Genomic DNA, 17,606 nt, shown 5'->3' with positions numbered 1-17,606 from the left:
AGCCTTGCACGAGTAGCAAAAGACAGCTTTTATTCAAAATAATTCAAAAAGGAAAAATCATTTACAAAGATTAAAAAACCTAAAACGAAAGCCCCAAAACAAACTAGAAGCATGGCTGATGTACCTAAATAACCTAGAAGAAGAATTGGAGGAAATAGCCATGGAGAACCCAGCCATAAAAAAAGCAGTTACCATAGAACAAGCCTTCATGAAAAGCAAGATCGAACGCAGAATCTACGAGCTAAGAGAAAAGGCAGTCCGCGACGAGGTTTCCGCCTTAGCTGGAGCTAGAGCAGAAGGTGAGGCGAAAGGAAAGGCGGAAGGCAAAGCAGAAGGTAAAGCGGAAGGTAAAGCGGAAGGTAAGGCAGAAGGAATACAAGACTCACTATGCAATTACTTGGAAGCAAGGTTCGGAAAGTCATCACTTGAACTGCAACAAAAGGTGAGAAACATAGAAGATGTAAACGAACTGAACCGAATATCGAAAAAGATTTATTCAATAAATACACTGGAAGAGATAAGGGAGCTTATCCTTCAATAAGAAGTCTGCGATCAAGTTGGGGAAGCCTGAAACATTGTCAAAGAATAAATAGTCCCCTCCTACAATAGGAAGAGGATTAAAGCAGGTGGCAAAATGACAAAACAAAGAAGCAACCTAAAAGAAATCAAAGCAATCAACCGGATCAACGACTACGCCTTCAAAAGAATATTCGGCTCCGAAGAAGGCAAAGAAGTACTCATCAACTTTCTCAACGCAGTCCTAAAACTTCCACAAGAGCAAGAAATAAAAAGCATAGAACTACTAGACAGAGAAATCGAACCAACCTACTTACTAGATCGAGGAGCTAGACTCGATGTACTAGCAAAGACAGAAAAGGGAACCCTGATCAACATAGAAGTACAAGTAGGCAATCAGTACAACATAGACAAACGAACCCTCTACTACTGGTCCGGCCTTTATCATGGTCAACTCACCCGTGGTCAACCATTTAAAGAACTACGCAAAACAGTAACCATAAACATAATAGCCTTCAACTGGTTTACCGACGAAAGCCGCTATCACCGCAGATTCCGCATCCGAGAAGACGAAACAGGAGAAGTACTGAACGACGACCTAGAAATCCACTTTCTCGAACTAGAAAAAGCCAAAAAACTAAAAGAAAAACCACAAAACACCTTAGAAGCATGGCTTATGTACCTAAACAATCTCGAAGGAGAAGAATTGGAGGAAATAGCCATGGAGAACCCAGCCATAAAAAAAGCAGTTACCATAGAACAAGCCTTCATGAAAAGCAACATCGAACGAAGAATCTACGAACTAAGAGAAAAAGCAGTCCGCGACGAAATATCCGCATTAGCCGGAGCGAAAGAAGAAGGGAAAGCTGAGGGAAAGGCAGAAGGGAAAGCTGAGGGAAAGGTAGAAGGAAGAGCTGAGGGGAAGGCAGAAGGCCGTCAGGAAACCTTGCGAGAAAAAACCATAGCCGCCCTAAAAGCCGGCCTCGAAGTCAATCTCGTATCTCAGATCATGGGATTAGACATAGTAGAAGTACAAAAACTAAAAGAAGATTTGAACAAATCATAACAACAAAAACAAAAGGCACTTACCGGAAGACCCCGGCAACCCAATATGCAAAAAAATCCCGTGAATCAGCATAAACCTGATCACGGGATTTTTCACCATCAATACTAAGCAACCCTATCAACTATGAAGCGCATAAACGCAAGCATTATGCAGCACCTTCATACCCTCTTTTTCAGCCGCTTCAACACCCTCAACACTTTCAGTCCCTGGTTATTTCAATTATATGGAAATAAAAGCTTCGATATGCTACAATAGTTACGAAAAAGTAAGATTAGACTAGGACTCCACGATCAATCAGACACAATTATTGCTTTCTACAATATGGAATCAACGTATTGGTATGTTTTATAACGTACTATAGACAAGCGGGTCAAGTTGGGTTGATGTGATCCTACAACTTTTTTAAGGTAGGTGTCCGATTGTGAAGCTAAAAACGAGAAACTGGGTCGAGCTCGCTCAGGAAGATTATGAGGTAGCTGGTCATCTTTATGAAAAGAAAAAGAATCTGTACTGCCTTTTCTTCTGCCAACAAGCGATTGAAAAAGCTCTCAAGGCTGTATACTATGAGAAGTTTAATGAGACACCGCCCCGCAAACACGATCTTATAGTTTTAGCGAAAGAAGTAAATCTACTATCGCAGTTAAATGAGAGCCAACAGGATTTTTTGGACACACTATCTTTTTACTATATTGAATCTAGGTATGCCGAAGACAGGGAGAGCTTATCTAAGAGCTGTACCAAAGAGGTTACGAAAGATACTCTTCAAAAATCAGGGGAAATGTTAGAATGGTTAAAAAACATATTGAAATAACTATGAACAAATACATAGAAGCCTTAAAAAATAAAAACATCCGAGTCAAGATAGCCATTCTTTACGGTTCTGTGGCTGCTGGACTCGATAACGAAGACAGTGACATTGATTTAGCTATTGTTTCTCCCGATCTCGGTCAAGATCGGCTCAAAGAATCTCTCATACTAAAAAAAGTAACCAGAGACATTGATCTGGACATTTCTCCAAGGCCCTATTCTATGGAGCAGTACCAGAAAGCGAGTCGTGGAGACTTTCTATTTGATGAAATAATTCTAAAAGGAAAAATCATTTACAAAGATTAAAAAACCTAAAACGAAAGCCCCAAAACAAACTAGAAGCATGGCTCATGTACCTAAACAATCTCGAAGGAGAAGAATTGGAGGAGATAGCCATGGAGAACCCAGCCATAAAAAAAGCAGTTACCATAGAACAAGCCTTCATGAAAAGCAACATCGAACGAAGAATCTACGAACTAAGAGAAAAAGCAGTACGCGATGAAATATCCGCATTAGCCGGAGCGAAAGAAGAAGGAAGAGTTGAGGGGAAGGCAGAAGGGAAAGCTGAGGGAAAGGCAGAAGGCCGTCAGGAAACCTTGCGAGAAAAAACCATAGCCGCCCTAAAAGCCGGCCTCGAAGTCAACCTCATAGCTCAGATCATGGGATTAGACATAGTAGAAGTGCAAAAGCTAAAAGAAGATTTGAACAAATCATAACAACAAAAACAAAAGGCACTTACCGGAAGACCCCGGCAACTCAATATGCAAAAAAATCCCGTGAATCAGCATAAACCTGATCACGGGATTTTTTACCATCTTACCATCAATACTAAGCAACCCTATCAACTATGAAGCGCATAAACGCAAGCATTATGCAGCACCTTCATACCCTCTTTTTCAGCCGCTTCAACAGCCTCATCACTTTCAGCCCCTGGTTGAAACCACACATAAGCTATTCCCATTTGCGCACTCTCACCGACAAGCTTACGACTAACCTCCGGTGGCGTAACCAAATTGATCACTTGCGGAGTCTGAGGCAAATCTTTCAACGTGCCATAGGTAGGAGCGCCATCCACTTCTTTCACAGCATTGTTCAAAGCATAGACAGTATAACCTTTTTCCTTCAACTTACGATAAATCTTATAAGCCCACTTTTCCTCATTGCGAAAAGAACCGGCCACAACCCAGACTTTCTGCTCCAACATATCATGCACCAAATCTTCCATGAGTTCCGCTCCTTTTATATAAGAATGACACGATTATTTTGTAGCATTACAAGCAAACCATCCCTAGCTTTTTTCTCTACTGAGCAAATGCTCTTTCACAATCTCCATATTTTGATTTAGCTGCTTTACTTGCTCTACCAGTTCATTCAAAGCTTCCGCCATCGCAGGTACATCTCGCGCTAGAAATCTACTTTCCAATTCACCTTGGGAAAAACTGCCAAGCGACCTAGAACTCGCAGATTTTTTGTTCTGGAAACGATCACTTATATGGTTAGAACCAAAGCCTTTTCTCTTTTCACCATCCAATGGATTAAACTCAAGGTTATGCGCTTCGGCAAACTTTTTCAATGAATCCACTGGAATCTGATAATGAAACCCTCCTGGAATTTTTTCCTCCTTCGCCGGCAGCTCACATTTATGTATAGCTTCCCGTATCAAGTACCGTTGTACATTAAGAATTTTTGCTGCCTCTGCTACGGACAGAAACGGTTTCGAAAGACTCATTGTACATCGCTCCTTTTACCAGACGATCTAAATTCAAGGGCTAGCTTCATCAAAGTTTGCTACATAACCAACCGAATTTCTCTGATAAAGCCAACAAGAAAACACCCTTTATAATACAATTCTAGGAGTTAAAAATATATCCTTCCAATATAAGGTTGAATTACAAAATAATCTAGCAAGACTGATCGAGTCGGGAAAACCAGCATATAAAAAACCTCCAACTTCCATGGAAATCAACACAAGCTTCCATCCAAAGCACCAGTCCTGTATACTAAACATAAGGAATAAAAAACAGCTACAGGAGCTATAGGCACCACGTCGGTTATCCCCAACCATCACCTCCGGTATCTAGTGCCCACAAAGTCCAACGAAAAGGAACGTGATCACCATGGAAGTCAACAAAATCGGCCGAGCCGGTCTCGATAAAACCAAGCAAAAACAACAAGGCCTCACCGAAAAAATCAGCTTTTCTGAGCTTATGGCCGCTCGTCGCACAGAGCTTCAAACAGACAAACTGAACAAACTTATCGAAGACATCGAAGACCAAGGCAAAATCCTCGCCGAATCTCGTACCGTCGAAGACTTAAGCCGCTACAAAAAGCTTGTTAAAGAATTCATGGAAGAAGCCGTCAAATACGGCCTCAAGCTCGAAGAACGAAGAGGCCACACCCGCAGAGGAAAAACCAAAATCTACAAAATCGTCGCCACCGTCGACCAAAAGCTCTTAGAACTCACCGACGCCGTCCTCAAAAAACAAGCCAAAGGATTGCAGATTCTCGACATGGTAGGACAAATCAAAGGCTTACTCGTCGACATTTACAGTTAAGTCGACATTTACAGTTAAAATGATAGAAGATGTTGTATCATTAACAATAGAAGCGAAATATATACGAAGCAATCAGCCTGGCAAATAATAACAACAACAACACACAGAACCTACAGTTCTGTGTGCCACAATTTACACTTGAAAACACATGTGCAAACAAAGTATAATAACGCAGATGCGCTATACACATTTCATAAAGTAGTAACAACCAAAATTACATTTACAACATTGTAGCAAAAGAATCCATAAGAAAATTCAGCGAAAAGATCCAATCCTATCGCAGCAACCACAAGCACCAAATCTCCCAGCGCCCAACACAGAAAGGCAGGAAAAATACTTTGAAAAAGTGGCAAAAACTCACCATCGCCAGCGCTCTTCTCGTAGCCCTCTTTGTCGTCTTAACAGGTTGTGGCAACCAGGCCCAGACAAGCTCCGTCAGCACAGAAGGCGAAATGACCAAAATCGTTGTTGGCACCGAAGCAACTTACTATCCTTTTGAATGGCGTGACGCCCAAGGCAACATCGTTGGTTTTGACATCGACCTTATCAACGCCATCGGGGAAGAAATGGGCGTAGAAGTAGAAGTTCGCAACATTCCTTTCGATAGCCTGATTCAATCCCTTCAAAACGGCAATATTGACGTTATCGCCTCGGCTATGACGATCACAGAACGCCGTCAAGAAACGGTTGACTTCTCCAAGCCCTACTACGAATCTGTTCAAGCCATCGTCGTGCCAACAGGCTCCGACATCACCACAGCCGCTGACCTAACAGACAAAAAAGTAGGCGTCCAAAACGGAACCACCGGTAGCCAAGTTGCCGCAGACCTTCTTGGAGAAAGAAACAGCAACATCAACCGCTTTGACACCATTGCCAACGCCTTCAATAGCCAAATCATCGGACAAGTCGACGCTGTCATCACAGACAAGCCTGTTGCGGAACGCTTCATCGCCAACAACCCCAACAGCAACTTGACCATTATCGTAGATGAAAGCTTTGAAGCAGAATACTTTGGCCTCGCAGTCCGCAAAACCAATCCAGAACTCCTCGCAAAAATTAACGAAGCCCTAGAAAAGCTGGAGCAAAATGGAACCATCGCCCAACTCTTAGACACGCACATGGGCAGCTAGGGAATCAATAACCCATTATCATTCAAACAAAGCGAGTACCAAAGTCACAGGACGAATTCAAAACTTACCAGCTCAATAGTCTCATATAAAAACAGAGGCGCAACAGGTATCTAGCCTGCTGCGCCTCTGTTTTTTATCAATCAGAACAACGCTATTTCCGAGGAAGGAGCCCCAAGACATGGATTTTCGCTGGGACATCGTACTGAGCTACTCCGATCTCTTCCTACTAGGCGCTTGGATCACCATCAAAATCACCGCCGTTTCTGTCGCCATCGGCACCATCCTCGGCCTCGCCATCGCCCTTCTACGCATCTCCCACTTCGCACCCCTGCGATGGATTGCCATCATCTATACCGACGTGATCCGCGGCACACCCCTTCTAATTCAAATCTTTATCGTCTACTTCGGCCTCCCCAACTTACTAGGACGGCCCTTCGACCCCATGACCGCCGGTATCATCGCCCTTAGCATCAACTCCGGCGCTTACGTCGCTGAAATCTTCCGCGCAGGCATCCAATCCATCGACAAAGGCCAAATGGAAGCAGCCCGCTCCCTCGGCATGTCCTATCCCCAGGCCATGCGTCATATCATCTTGCCCCAAGCCTTTCGCCGCATCATTCCCCCCATGGGCAACGAATTCATCGCCCTCCTCAAAGACTCATCCCTCGTCTCCGTCATCTCTCTCCCCGAACTTACCATGACCGGCAAAATCGTCTACGGCGCCTACTACCGTGTCTGGGAAGCCTGGCTCCCCGTAGCCGCCATCTACCTTATCTTAGTCCTCACCTTCAGCCGCCTCCTCGCTTGGTACGAAAACCGCATCGCCATGAAAGCCCATCGCTAAATAGAGGGAGCAAAAATAGAATGATTAAAATCTCGGCTCTCCACAAAAACTTTCACAACCTCAAAGTCCTCAAAGGCGTAGATCTAGAAGTGGCAGAACAAGAAGTCCTCTGCATCATAGGACCCTCCGGCTCAGGAAAAAGCACGCTCCTGCGCTGTATCAACCACCTAGAAAAACCAACGAGCGGCCAAATTATCATCAATGGCATCGAACTAACCAACAACGAAGCCCAGTTGAACCAAGTGCGCTCCGAAGTAGGCATGGTTTTCCAACGATTCAACCTTTTCCCCCACAGAACTGTCCTTGATAATATCACCTTAGCACCCATGCAAGTAGGCAAGGTAAAAAAAGAAGAAGCCACCAAAATCGCCCAAGACCTCTTAGCCAAAGTAGGCCTATCTGAAAAAGCGCCAGCCTACCCAGACCAACTTTCAGGCGGCCAACAACAGCGCGTCGCCATCGCCCGTGCCCTGGCCATGAAGCCCAAAATCATGCTCTTTGACGAACCCACTTCAGCCTTAGACCCTGAAATGGTCGGCGAAGTCCTCAACGTCATGCGCGATCTTGCCCGCGAAGGCATGACCATGGTCGTCGTCACCCATGAAATGGGCTTTGCCCGCGAAGTGGGCGACCGCGTCATCTTCATGGACGAAGGACAAATCGTAGAAGAAGGCACACCCCAACAACTCTTTACCAACCCCCAACAAGAAAGAACCAAACTCTTCCTAAGTAAAGTGCTATAAAGCCTATCTGCTTACCTTGGCAATAAAACCTAAAAAAACACCATGCCCTCGCTTTGTCTCTGTGGTTTTCCCACCCCACCAAGAAAATCACTTAAAAATTTTTTGATAAGAACTTCTAAGATGAGGCAGGAATTTCCGCTGGTGATCGGGAATACTAAGAACAAGGCATAAGCCAAGACTCGCGAAGGAGTTGGTGCCAGATGAATATCCAAGTACGTGGCAAAAACATTGAAGTCACCCCCGCTCTTAGAGACTATGTTAACAAGCGCTTATCGAAACTGGAAAAATACTTTAACCACATTGGCGAAATACGCGTGACCCTCGTCGTGGAAGGGGATATGCACAAAGTAGAAGTTACCGTCCCTGCCTCTGACCTTGTCATGCGTGCCGAAGAAACACACCAGGATATGTATGCAGCAATCGATCTGGTCATAGAAAAACTTAGCAGGCAGATCGATGCCTATAAGACACGCCTGTCCCGTCGGCTGAAAAACCATGGCTTTAGAGAATTCGCTTACGACAACTACAACGAGCGCCCTGTAAAAGAAGACCAGGGTCCCAGTATCGTTCGTTCTAAGCGCTTTGCTTTCAAGCCCATGCCAGTTGATGAAGCGATCATGCAAATGAACCTGCTTGGTCACACCTTCTTCGTCTTCACCAATGCCGAATCAGAACAAGTCAACGTTGTCTACCGTCGCAAAGACGGCAACTACGGACTCATCGAGTCTGACTACTAACACCTTCATAAGAGAAACAAAAAGGGTGCCCACAGGGGTACCCTTTTTTTGCAGCCTTTCGCCATCACATTGCACCCGCTTACAGCGAATGGTACAATAATAAAATCTAACTGCCTGTATTTGCAATAGGTCATAACCCAGTCACAACCAGCAAAATGTACCTGGGTCAGGCCTTATTCATTCCTGGAGAGAGGACTTCAGACCTCAGCCATCGGCAGCTTGCTGCCGCCTATGGCGTGGGATGAGTCCGTTCGGAAGGAATGAATAAGGCCTGACCCCACCACAAAGTACCAATTGACTATTTTCATGTTATCCATAAAAGCACATTGGATAGAAACAGAAAGGGGTCTTATATTTGTTTGGCTTCCTCAAAAAATTCCTCGATGACAACCCAAAAGAAATCAAAAAATTACAAAAAACAGTCGACAAAATCAACGCCTTAGAACCACAGTTTCAAAAACTACAAGATGAAGAGCTCCAAAATAAAACAGTAGAATTTCGTCAGCGCCTAGAAAAAGGAGAAACTCTGGACGATCTTCTCCCAGAAGCCTTCGCCACTGTACGCGAAGCTTCTCGACGCGTCCTCAACATGCGCCACTTTGACGTCCAGCTTATCGGCGGCATGGTCTTACACCAGGGGCGCATTGCCGAAATGCGTACCGGTGAAGGTAAAACCCTCGTTGCCACACTGCCTTCTTACCTCAACGCCTTAGCGGGCAAAGGCGTTCATGTCGTCACCGTCAACGACTACTTAGCCAGCCGGGACGCCGAGTGGATGGGCCAGATCCACCGCTTTTTAGGCCTAGAAGTGGGCCTAATCGTCCATGGCCTCTCTTTCGAGCAACGTAAAGCCGCCTACAACGCCGACATCACCTACGGTACGAACAACGAATTCGGCTTTGACTACCTTCGCGATAACATGGTCGTGCGCCCAGAAAACATGGTGCAACGGCCTCATAACTATGGCATCGTCGACGAAGTAGACTCCATCTTAATCGACGAAGCTCGTACACCCCTTATCATCTCCGGGCAAGCAGACAAACCAACAGAAAAATACTATGCCGTTGCTCGCATCATTCCACGGCTAAAACGAGAAGCAGACTACAAAGTCGATGAAAAAGCCCACGTCGTCACCCTTACCGAAGAAGGTGTTTCCAAAGTAGAGCATATGCTCGGCATTGAAAACCTTGCCGACTCCTTAGAATGGGCGCACCATGTCAACCAAGGTCTCAAAGCCCACGCTTTAATGAAGCGCGACCGCAACTACGTCGTTAAAGACGGTGAAGTCGTTATTGTTGACGAATTCACCGGTCGCCTTATGTTTGGCCGTCGCTACTCCGAAGGTCTCCACCAATCTATCGAAGCCAAAGAAGGTCTTAAGATTCAGAACGAATCACAAACCTTAGCGACCATCACATTGCAAAACTACTTCCGCATGTACAAAAAGCTCTCTGGTATGACGGGTACAGCCAAAACAGAAGAGCCTGAATTCATGCAGATCTATAACATGGACGTCGTCACCATTCCCACGAACAAAGAGATTCGTCGTAAAGACCACCCCGACGTGGTCTACCGTACCGAAGATGGCAAGTTCAACGCTGTTGTGGAAGACATCATCGAACACCATCGCCAAGGACAACCCATTCTCGTCGGTACTGTATCGATTGAAAAATCAGAAGTCCTCTCCGACAAACTGAAAAAGCGCGGCGTCCCCCACCAGGTTCTTAACGCCAAGCATCATGAAAAAGAAGCCGAAATCGTCAGCAACGCCGGTCAAAAAGGCATGGTCACCATTGCTACCAACATGGCCGGTCGTGGTACCGACATCGTCTTAGGCGCAGACATTGCCGACGTAGGCGGACTTTACGTCATCGGTACGGAGCGACACGAATCAAGACGTATCGACAACCAGCTTCGAGGTCGTTCGGGACGTCAAGGCGACCCTGGTGAGACAAAATTCTACGTCTCCTTAGAAGACGACCTCATGCGCCTCTTTGGTTCTGAAAACATCCAAGGTCTTATGGATCGCCTTGGCATGGACGACTCTATACCCATTGAATCAGGCGTAATCACCAGAGCCATCGAAAAAGCACAAAAACGAGTCGAAGACCGCAACTTCGACATCCGCAAACACGTTCTCCAATACGACGATGTTATGAATCAACAGCGGGAAGTGATCTACGATCAGCGCCGCCAGGTCCTTCACGGAAGCAACCTCAAAGAAACAGCCTACAGCTTTATCGATAACATTGTCGTCAACCAAGTCAACCGCATTGCCGGTGATGAAAAATTCCCCGAAAACTGGGATCTCGATGCCTTGCTCACCTACTGTGAAGATATCTTCTTAAAAGCCGGTACCATTGAGAAAAATGAACTCAAAGAAATGGAAAAAGAAGAAATCATCGAGCTCCTCCAAGAAAAAGGAAAAGAACACTACGACGAAAGAGAAGCCGAGCTGGGCCCCGAAATCTTACGAGACCTCGAGCGCATGATCATGCTGCAAATGGTTGACCAGAACTGGATGGATCATCTCGATGCCATGGATCAGCTTCGACACGGTATTGGTCTTCGCGCCTACGGTCAAAAAGACCCTCTTGTCGAGTACAAATACGAAGCCTACGACATGTTCAATGAAATGATCAACAACATCCAGGAAAGCTTCCTTCGCTACATTTACCGTATCAACGTCGTTAAAGAACAACCGCTCGAAGAACCCCAAGAAACCGTACTCTCCAAAGCCACCGAAAACCGCTACGAAGAATCAGGCCCCAAAAAACCAGTGCGCTCTACCGAGAACATCGGACGCAACGACCCCTGCCCTTGTGGCAGCGGCAAAAAATTCAAGCGTTGCTGCGGTGGGAAGTAAAAACTTGCTGTACCCTCTATCTTTGTGGGTAGCCCCAAATTCGAAGGGAGACATAGAAGCTTGTTTTCAGAATTGAAAAAAGACCTGGCCGAACTGGAGACGCCTTTGTATGAACTGAGGGATTCACTTTGACCTCGCTTCAAAGGAAGCACGGATCGCTGAACTAGAGCAAATCATCCTTGACCCTGCATTCTGGGACGACCCTGAAGAAGCCCAGAAAATCATGCAAGAATTAAATGGACTGAAAGAAAAAGAAAAAGCCTATCAGGACTTATACCAGCGCTGGGAAGACCTCCAAGTCCTCCGCGAACTAGGCGCCGAAGAAGAGGACGAAAGCATTGTCGACGAAGTGCAAAAAGGCATCGAAGAAATCAAAGCCGAACTAGAGCGCTGGCACCTAACCCTCTTGTTGAACGGGCCTTATGACCGTAACAACGCCTTGCTCACTCTACACGCCGGCGCCGGCGGCACAGAAGCCATGGACTGGAACGATATGCTGATGCGTATGTACATGCGTTGGGCAGAAGGAGAAGGCTATAAAGTACAAGTCTTAGACTACCTTGCTGGTGAAGAAGCAGGCACCAAATCAGCCACTCTCGCCATCACAGGAGAAAACGCCTACGGCTATCTCAAAGGAGAAATGGGCGTTCACCGTCTCGTTCGCCTTTCTCCTTTTGATGCCTCTGGTCGCCGCCACACCTCTTTTGCCTCCGTTGAAGTACTCCCTGAAGTGAGCGACGACATAGAAATCCAAATCAACCCCGAAGACTTGAAAATCGACACCTTTCGAGCCGGTGGTGCCGGTGGACAGCACGTCAATAAGACAGACTCTGCCGTCCGCATCACCCACCTTCCCTCGGGCGTCATCGTAGCGTGCCAAAACGAACGCTCCCAGATCCAGAACAAAGCCAGAGCCATGAAAATGCTGCAAGCCAAACTCTTTGAGCGAGAACGACAAAAACAAGCCGAAGAATACAACAAGCTCAAAGGAGACCAACAAGACATTGCCTTTGGCAGTCAAATTCGCTCCTACGTCTTTCACCCCTATAACATGGTGAAAGACCATCGAACGAACGCCGAAGTGGGCAACGTCCACGCCGTTATGGACGGCGATCTAGAACCCTTTATATCTACCTACTTGGCCTGGGCTGCGAAAAAAGTTTAAGCCTAAAAAGCATAAACTTTTTCGCCCTATCATGCAGGGATTCGACAAAACGGTGCAGAATAATGTCGAGACGTTTGACAGGAGGTAATCTGCACCATGAACGAAAAAAGCACGGTCCAACCAGACCTGTTGCAAAATTTGGAAGACAAAGCCCGAAAGATTCGCCGTCATATTATCACAATGACCCATGCCGCCGGAAGCGGACATCCCGGAGGGTCTTTGTCAGCGGCTGAAATCGTTTCGGCTCTTTTTTTCTCCGAATTAAAAGTAGACCCTCAAAACCCAAAGTGGCCTGACCGCGATCGTTTCGTACTTAGCAAAGGCCACGCCGCCCCCGTCCTATATGCAGCCCTTGCTGAAAAAGGATTTTTCCCCGTGGAAGAGATCAAAAACTTACGGAAAATCGACCATTTTCTACAAGGTCACCCTGATATGAAAAAAGTTCCTGGCGTTGATATGTCAACAGGTTCCTTAGGACAAGGTCTTTCTGCCGCGCTTGGCATGGCTTTGGCTTTCAAGCTCGACCAAAAAGAAAGCCGCGTCTGGGCTCTTCTTGGTGATGGCGAATTACAAGAAGGCCAGATCTGGGAAGCTGCCATGGCCGCAGCGCACTACAAGCTGGATAACCTAGCGGCCTTTGTAGATTACAACGGACTGCAAATTGACGGAACGATAGAAGAAGTCATGTCCTGTCACCCCATTGCAGAAAAATTCAAGGCTTTTGGTTGGCATGTTCTCGAAGTCGATGGCCATGACCTACCACAAATCCTCAATGCCATTGCTACGGCGAAAGAAAGCAAAGGCAAACCAACTTGCATCGTAGCCAAAACAATCAAAGGCAAAGGCGTTTCCTTTATGGAAGATCAAGTCGGTTGGCATGGCAACGCGCCCAACGCCGAACAATACGAAAAAGCCATGGCAGAGTTAGGGTAACGGAGGTTTTGCAAACAATGAAAAAAATTGCCACCCGGGACGCCTACGGTCAGACGTTGGCGCAACTGGGAGAGGAAAATAAAGACATCGTCGTACTCGACGCCGATCTGGCGAAATCAACAAAAACTATCGATTTTGCCAAAAAACACAGCGACCGTTTCTTCGACATGGGTATAGCCGAGCAAAACCTTATGGGTACAGCGGCTGGCCTTGCTGCAGCTGGGAAAATTCCATTTGCCAGTACTTTTGCCATGTTCGCGACGGGTCGTGCTTTTGAACAAATTCGTAACACCATTGCTTACCCCAAGCTGCCCGTCACAGTTGCAGCGACCCACGCAGGCATCTCTGTCGGTGAAGATGGCGCTTCTCACCAGACCGTAGAAGATATTTCGATTATGCGCTCCATTCCCAACATGACTGTTGTAGTGCCTGCTGACGCCATCGAAACAGCCGCCGCTGTCCGCTGGGCCGCAGCGCATAACGGTCCTGTCTATTTACGCTTAGGTCGTCTTGCCGTTCCTGTTATCTTTGAAGATCATTATGAATTTACTTGGGGCAAAGCTGTTACCATGCAAGAAGGCAGCGACATCACCATCATTGCCACAGGCTTGATGGTCGCCCAAGCCTTAGAAGCAGCCAAAGCACTGCAAGAACAAGGAATTGGCGCAGAAGTGCTCAACCTGCACACCATCAAACCTATTGATGCCGAAGCCATCGTGGCTTCCGTTGGCAAAACAGGTGCTGTCGTCACAGCTGAAGAGCACTCCATTATTGGAGGTCTCGGTTCGGCCGTTGCAGAAGTACTTGCAGAAAAATACCCTGCTCCCCTAGAGCGAGTCGGTCTCCAAGATACTTTCGGTGAATCAGGCACGCCTGCGGCCCTTTTGGAGAAGTATGGACTTACAGCCAAAAAAATCGTGGAAGCAGCCCAAAAAGCGCTTGTTCGTAAGCAATAAAGTACTTTAGAAGCAAAGGGAAGTAAATCTTCTAAAGACAACAATACTACTAGGAAAGCGACAATAGGCCCTAATGACATGGAAATAATTGGAAAATAATAGGGCTTTTTAAGTTAAAGAACTATGTAAAGGCAGAAAAACCGTCAAGATGCAGAGGAAGAGGGATTTTTTCTTGAAAAATCAGCTTTCCCTGCTCTTAACGGTTTTTTTCATGCTTTTTTACGTTTATTTATATTCGAATCTAGTATTCTTGAAAGATTCTTAACCATTTTGACGCTTTAATGCTTTATAATATTTCTGATGTACGGTTTTAAACCTTTGTGCCTTACATTCTCAACCATTTCCCCAAAAGGATACAATTTCTTGCTTTTAAGAAAAGGATATAAAGCATTTATGTCGAAGGATCTCCTGATGTGGAGGTTGTAACAAATGATACAGATGTTCAACGTCTCGAAAACCTATCCCAATGGAGTTCAAGCCCTTGCGAATGTGAATGTACGCATACAGAAAGGTAGCTTTGTCTTTCTCGTAGGTCCTTCAGGTGCCGGCAAGTCTACCTTTATAAAACTACTTTTTCGAGAAGAGACACCGACGGAAGGGCAGATCATCTTTAATGGTCGCTCTCTAGTTCGCATGCGTGAAAAAGAAGTACCGCAGCTTCGACGGCAGATGGGTGTGGTCTTTCAAGATTTTCGCTTATTACCGCAGAAGACAGTCTATGACAATGTTGCTTTTGCTATGGAAGTTGTAGAAAGCCCTGGCAAAATGATTCGCTATCGAGTGCCTCAAGTTTTAGAAATGGTTGGCTTAGAGAAAAAAGCCAACCTCTATCCTCACCAGCTTTCCGGTGGGGAGCAACAACGGGTCTCAATTGCCAGAGCCATTGTCAATGAGCCAGCTTTGATTATTGCTGATGAGCCAACAGGGAACTTAGATCCGCAAACGGCCACAGATATTATGGATCTCTTGCTCCAGATCAATCGCCGTGGGACAACAATTATTATGGCTACCCACGCTAGAGACATTGTAGATGCCTTGCGACAGCGCGTCATCGCCATTGAAGGCGGTCAAATAGTTAGAGATGAAGAACGCGGAAGCTATAAGGATGAGAGAGAGAAGGATTGGGAGAAGGAGAAGGACAAGGGCACATGAAAATTCGTACCATCTTTTATATTTTCCGGGAAGCCTTCCGCTCAATGTGGCAAAACAGTTGGATGAGCATGGCCTCTGTTTCTACCGTCGCAGTCTCTTTGCTGATTCTTGGTTTGTCGCTTGTTCTTGTCATGAACTCAAACCATCTGGCTGAAACGATTGAATCAGAGCTAGAAATTGCAGTATTCTTGCATATTGACGCTGATGAGAGGGAAGTCAGAAGCATTGGCGAAATCATTGGCAGTAACGATAAAGTCAGTGAAGTCATCTTTGTTTCCAAAGAAGAAGGTTTGGCCAATATGCGCAGGCAGCTCGGTGATAACAGCGATTATTTTCGTGTCTTAGGCAATGAGAATCCTTTGCCCGATATGTATCGTGTTAAAGCGGGTGATCCCCATGATGTTGCACCGCTGGCTGAAGAAATTGAGCAATACGCCATCGTGGAAAAAGTACGGTATGGCCATGGCATTGTAGAGCAAATCCTCAGCCTTACCTACTGGGTTCGCATGGGCGGTCTTGCTGTGATGGCGCTTATTGGGACAGCTTCTGTCTTTTTGATCTCTACAACCATTCGACTTACTGTTTTTGCCAGGCAAAAAGAGATTACCATTATGAAGTATGTCGGCGCTACCAACTGGTTTATTCGCTGGCCTTTTTTACTGGAAGGCATGTTTCTTGGTCTTTTTGGTTCTCTCGTTGCAGTTTTGTTTCTATTTTTTACTTATACCAAAGTAATTGCCTATGCCCAGTCCTTCATTCCTTTTGTCCCCTTGCGCAGTGATGCTGACTTTCTTACAACCATTTCTCAGATTTTACTCTTTACGGGTGTCTGTATAGGCGCTCTAGGCAGTACCATTTCTTTGCGCAAATTCTTAAAAGTATAACTTCCGTTCAAAATCACTTTTTATTGAACAGAAGGAGCGATGACAACCCTATGGAAAACACCAAAAATCCACTATCCCGTCGTTTTGTTGCCGTTGTTGTAGGGACAGCCCTCTTATCTACTTTGCTTCTTCCGGGGCTGGGCTATCAAGGGCAAGGCATTGCCATGGCCGATGAACTGACCCAGCGCCGTCAAGAACAGAACCAGATACAGCAACAGATCGATAGAGCTCGCAGCGAACTTGCTGCGAAGAAACAAGAAGAAAGAACCATTCTAGGACGACTTGACATTGTAGCTCGGGAGATTACCCAGACAGAAAGAGCGATTGCTGAATTGAATCAGCAAATGGAAACGGTACAAAAACAAATCAATCTAGCTCAAAAAGAACTAGAAGCAGCACAACAGCGACATGAAGAGCAATTGGGGCTCTTAAAAATGCGAATTCGAGACATGTACATAAACGGCAATGTCTCTTATGTAGAAGTATTGCTTGAAGCAACGCATATCGTCGATTTTCTAACCCGTCTTGACTTAATGGAAAAAATTGTAGAGCAAGACGCCAAGCTAATTCGTCAGATTGAAGAAGAAGAAAGAGCCATCGCAGCGCACAAAGCAGATCTAGAATTTCGCAAAAATGAACTCAATACACTAAAAAGCAATGCGGAAGCGGAAAAAAGACGTCTTGTAGAACAAAGCCAAGAACACCAGCGGCTTTTACAAGAAGTAACATCGCAAAAAGAAGTTGTAGAGCAGATGCTTGACGATCTAGAGCGAACCTCTAGACAGCTTCAAAGCATCATTCAAAACCTACAAGCTCAACAAAACAGAGCTAGAATGGGCTCAGGGCCTATGGTTTTCCCACTTCCTCATAATGCGAGAGTGACCTCGGCTTATGGTGGGCGCATGCATCCTGTTCTACGTACAGAGCGCTTTCATACGGGTGTCGATTTTGCCGCCTCTTCAGGCACACCCATTTTAGCGGCCCAGACAGGCGTAGTTATATTTGCCGGTAATAGTGGCGGTTATGGCAATACTGTAATTATCGATCATGGTGGCGGGACTTCAACCTTATATGCTCATATGTCTGTCATCGGCGTTCGCGAAGGCCAAACGGTACAAAAAGGAGCGCGCATTGGTGCTGTTGGTTCAACGGGCTGGAGCACAGGTCCTCATCTGCACTTTGAAGTGCGAGAAAAGGGACACCCTGTAAATCCAATGCCCTACATCGGACGCTAAAGGGAAGAATACAAACC

Annotated in this window: 19 protein-coding genes; 17 read left to right on the top strand and 2 right to left on the bottom strand. The window is 45.9% G+C overall.

Going from position 1 to position 17,606, the window contains the following annotated elements; genetic code table 11:
* Window positions 1–31: 31 nt before the first annotated feature.
* The 5 genes from FTV88_RS14515 (at window position 32) to FTV88_RS14495 (ending at window position 3,105) form a co-directional block, all read left to right on the top strand.
* A complete protein-coding gene (locus FTV88_RS14515) occupies window positions 32–541 on the top strand; it encodes a PD-(D/E)XK nuclease family transposase (RefSeq protein WP_153726272.1) in 510 nt (169 codons plus the stop codon).
* 93 nt (window positions 542–634) lie between these two features.
* Window positions 635–1,582, top strand: a complete 948-nt coding sequence (locus tag FTV88_RS14510) for an Rpn family recombination-promoting nuclease/putative transposase (protein WP_153726271.1) — start codon at window positions 635–637, stop codon at window positions 1,580–1,582.
* Between the two features lie 421 nt (window positions 1,583–2,003).
* A complete protein-coding gene (locus FTV88_RS14505; RefSeq protein WP_162008071.1) occupies window positions 2,004–2,393 on the top strand; it encodes a HEPN domain-containing protein in 390 nt (129 codons plus the stop codon).
* Entirely contained in the window at window positions 2,369–2,695 is a 327-nt protein-coding gene (locus FTV88_RS14500) for a nucleotidyltransferase domain-containing protein (protein WP_153726269.1), read from the top strand. Before FTV88_RS14505 ends, FTV88_RS14500 begins: the two co-directional genes overlap by 25 nt.
* A 44-nt stretch (window positions 2,696–2,739) precedes the next feature.
* On the top strand, window positions 2,740–3,105 hold the full coding sequence (locus tag FTV88_RS14495) for a hypothetical protein (RefSeq protein WP_243137190.1): 366 nt from the start codon (window positions 2,740–2,742) through the stop codon (window positions 3,103–3,105).
* Between the two features lie 125 nt (window positions 3,106–3,230).
* Here FTV88_RS14495 and FTV88_RS14490 read toward each other — a convergent pair whose 3' ends face one another.
* Together FTV88_RS14490 and FTV88_RS14485 are read right to left on the bottom strand one after the other, a co-directional pair.
* Window positions 3,231–3,614: a CoA-binding protein gene (locus FTV88_RS14490; RefSeq protein ID WP_153726268.1), complete on the bottom strand. Its 384-nt coding sequence runs from the start codon at window positions 3,612–3,614 to the stop codon at window positions 3,231–3,233.
* A 63-nt stretch (window positions 3,615–3,677) separates the two neighbouring features.
* Window positions 3,678–4,118 (bottom strand): helix-turn-helix domain-containing protein, encoded by a 441-nt coding sequence (locus tag FTV88_RS14485; RefSeq protein WP_153726267.1) that lies wholly within the window; start codon window positions 4,116–4,118, stop codon window positions 3,678–3,680.
* A gap of 388 nt (window positions 4,119–4,506) precedes the next feature.
* Here FTV88_RS14485 and FTV88_RS14480 point away from each other — a divergent pair, with 388 nt between their 5' ends.
* From FTV88_RS14480 to FTV88_RS14425, 12 genes are all read left to right on the top strand, one after another.
* The gene (locus FTV88_RS14480) at window positions 4,507–4,944 is read left to right on the top strand and encodes a YaaR family protein (RefSeq protein WP_153726266.1); all 438 of its coding nucleotides are present in this window, start codon (window positions 4,507–4,509) and stop codon (window positions 4,942–4,944) included.
* 338 nt (window positions 4,945–5,282) lie between these two features.
* Complete coding sequence (locus FTV88_RS14475; RefSeq protein WP_243137188.1) at window positions 5,283–6,074, top strand: basic amino acid ABC transporter substrate-binding protein; 792 nt, start codon at window positions 5,283–5,285, stop codon at window positions 6,072–6,074.
* Window positions 6,075–6,252: 178 nt separating this feature from the next.
* Window positions 6,253–6,918 carry an amino acid ABC transporter permease gene (locus FTV88_RS14470; RefSeq protein WP_153726264.1) on the top strand — a complete coding sequence of 222 codons (666 nt, stop codon included), beginning with the start codon at window positions 6,253–6,255 and terminating at the stop codon, window positions 6,916–6,918.
* A gap of 20 nt (window positions 6,919–6,938) precedes the next feature.
* Entirely contained in the window at window positions 6,939–7,661 is a 723-nt protein-coding gene (locus FTV88_RS14465) for an amino acid ABC transporter ATP-binding protein (protein WP_153726263.1), read from the top strand.
* Between the two features lie 200 nt (window positions 7,662–7,861).
* Window positions 7,862–8,398 (top strand): ribosome hibernation-promoting factor, HPF/YfiA family, encoded by a 537-nt coding sequence (hpf, locus tag FTV88_RS14460; protein WP_153726262.1) that lies wholly within the window; start codon window positions 7,862–7,864, stop codon window positions 8,396–8,398.
* A gap of 355 nt (window positions 8,399–8,753) precedes the next feature.
* Entirely contained in the window at window positions 8,754–11,264 is a 2,511-nt protein-coding gene (secA, locus tag FTV88_RS14455) for a preprotein translocase subunit SecA (RefSeq protein ID WP_153726261.1), read from the top strand.
* Window positions 11,265–11,324: 60 nt separating this feature from the next.
* Window positions 11,325–12,429 (top strand): peptide chain release factor 2 gene (gene prfB / locus FTV88_RS14450; RefSeq protein WP_153726260.1). Its coding sequence is split into 2 segments (ribosomal slippage): window positions 11,325–11,393 and window positions 11,395–12,429, totalling 1,104 coding nucleotides; the frame shifts between segments, so codons are not numbered across the junction.
* 96 nt (window positions 12,430–12,525) lie between these two features.
* Window positions 12,526–13,362, top strand: a complete 837-nt coding sequence (locus tag FTV88_RS14445; protein ID WP_153726259.1) for a transketolase — start codon at window positions 12,526–12,528, stop codon at window positions 13,360–13,362.
* Window positions 13,363–13,379: 17 nt separating this feature from the next.
* Complete coding sequence (locus FTV88_RS14440) at window positions 13,380–14,318, top strand: transketolase family protein (protein WP_153726258.1); 939 nt, start codon at window positions 13,380–13,382, stop codon at window positions 14,316–14,318.
* Between the two features lie 429 nt (window positions 14,319–14,747).
* Entirely contained in the window at window positions 14,748–15,470 is a 723-nt protein-coding gene (ftsE, locus tag FTV88_RS14435) for a cell division ATP-binding protein FtsE (protein WP_153726257.1), read from the top strand.
* Entirely contained in the window at window positions 15,467–16,354 is an 888-nt protein-coding gene (ftsX, locus tag FTV88_RS14430) for a permease-like cell division protein FtsX (RefSeq protein ID WP_153726256.1), read from the top strand. The genes ftsE and ftsX overlap by 4 nt, the downstream gene beginning before the upstream one ends.
* 50 nt (window positions 16,355–16,404) lie before the next feature.
* Window positions 16,405–17,589, top strand: coding sequence for a murein hydrolase activator EnvC family protein (locus tag FTV88_RS14425; protein WP_153726255.1), 1,185 nt, complete (start codon window positions 16,405–16,407; stop codon window positions 17,587–17,589).
* Window positions 17,590–17,606: the final 17 nt, after the last annotated feature.

The sequence above is a fragment of the Heliorestis convoluta genome (assembly GCF_009649955.1).
Classification (GTDB): Bacteria; Bacillota; Desulfitobacteriia; order Heliobacteriales; family Heliobacteriaceae; genus Heliorestis; species Heliorestis convoluta.
Note: the sequence above shows the minus strand (reverse complement) of the source record. Positions and strands in the feature narration are given on the sequence as shown.

What these genes read in the sequence shown, in the direction of transcription:
- FTV88_RS14465 (WP_153726263.1), top strand. Translation starts at nt 6,939, where the DNA reads ATGATTAAAATCTCGGCTCTCCACAAAAACTTTCACAACCTCAAAGTC.
- ftsX (WP_153726256.1), top strand. Translation starts at nt 15,467, where the DNA reads ATGAAAATTCGTACCATCTTTTATATTTTCCGGGAAGCCTTCCGCTCA.
- FTV88_RS14440 (WP_153726258.1), top strand. Translation starts at nt 13,380, where the DNA reads ATGAAAAAAATTGCCACCCGGGACGCCTACGGTCAGACGTTGGCGCAA.
- FTV88_RS14425 (WP_153726255.1), top strand. Translation starts at nt 16,405, where the DNA reads ATGGAAAACACCAAAAATCCACTATCCCGTCGTTTTGTTGCCGTTGTT.
- FTV88_RS14510 (WP_153726271.1), top strand. Translation starts at nt 635, where the DNA reads ATGACAAAACAAAGAAGCAACCTAAAAGAAATCAAAGCAATCAACCGG.
- FTV88_RS14490 (WP_153726268.1), bottom strand. Translation starts at nt 3,614, where the DNA reads ATGGAAGATTTGGTGCATGATATGTTGGAGCAGAAAGTCTGGGTTGTG.
- ftsE (WP_153726257.1), top strand. Translation starts at nt 14,748, where the DNA reads ATGATACAGATGTTCAACGTCTCGAAAACCTATCCCAATGGAGTTCAA.
- FTV88_RS14495 (WP_243137190.1), top strand. Translation starts at nt 2,740, where the DNA reads ATGTACCTAAACAATCTCGAAGGAGAAGAATTGGAGGAGATAGCCATG.
- FTV88_RS14500 (WP_153726269.1), top strand. Translation starts at nt 2,369, where the DNA reads ATGGTTAAAAAACATATTGAAATAACTATGAACAAATACATAGAAGCC.
- FTV88_RS14480 (WP_153726266.1), top strand. Translation starts at nt 4,507, where the DNA reads ATGGAAGTCAACAAAATCGGCCGAGCCGGTCTCGATAAAACCAAGCAA.
- hpf (WP_153726262.1), top strand. Translation starts at nt 7,862, where the DNA reads ATGAATATCCAAGTACGTGGCAAAAACATTGAAGTCACCCCCGCTCTT.
- FTV88_RS14485 (WP_153726267.1), bottom strand. Translation starts at nt 4,118, where the DNA reads ATGAGTCTTTCGAAACCGTTTCTGTCCGTAGCAGAGGCAGCAAAAATT.
- FTV88_RS14445 (WP_153726259.1), top strand. Translation starts at nt 12,526, where the DNA reads ATGAACGAAAAAAGCACGGTCCAACCAGACCTGTTGCAAAATTTGGAA.
- FTV88_RS14470 (WP_153726264.1), top strand. Translation starts at nt 6,253, where the DNA reads ATGGATTTTCGCTGGGACATCGTACTGAGCTACTCCGATCTCTTCCTA.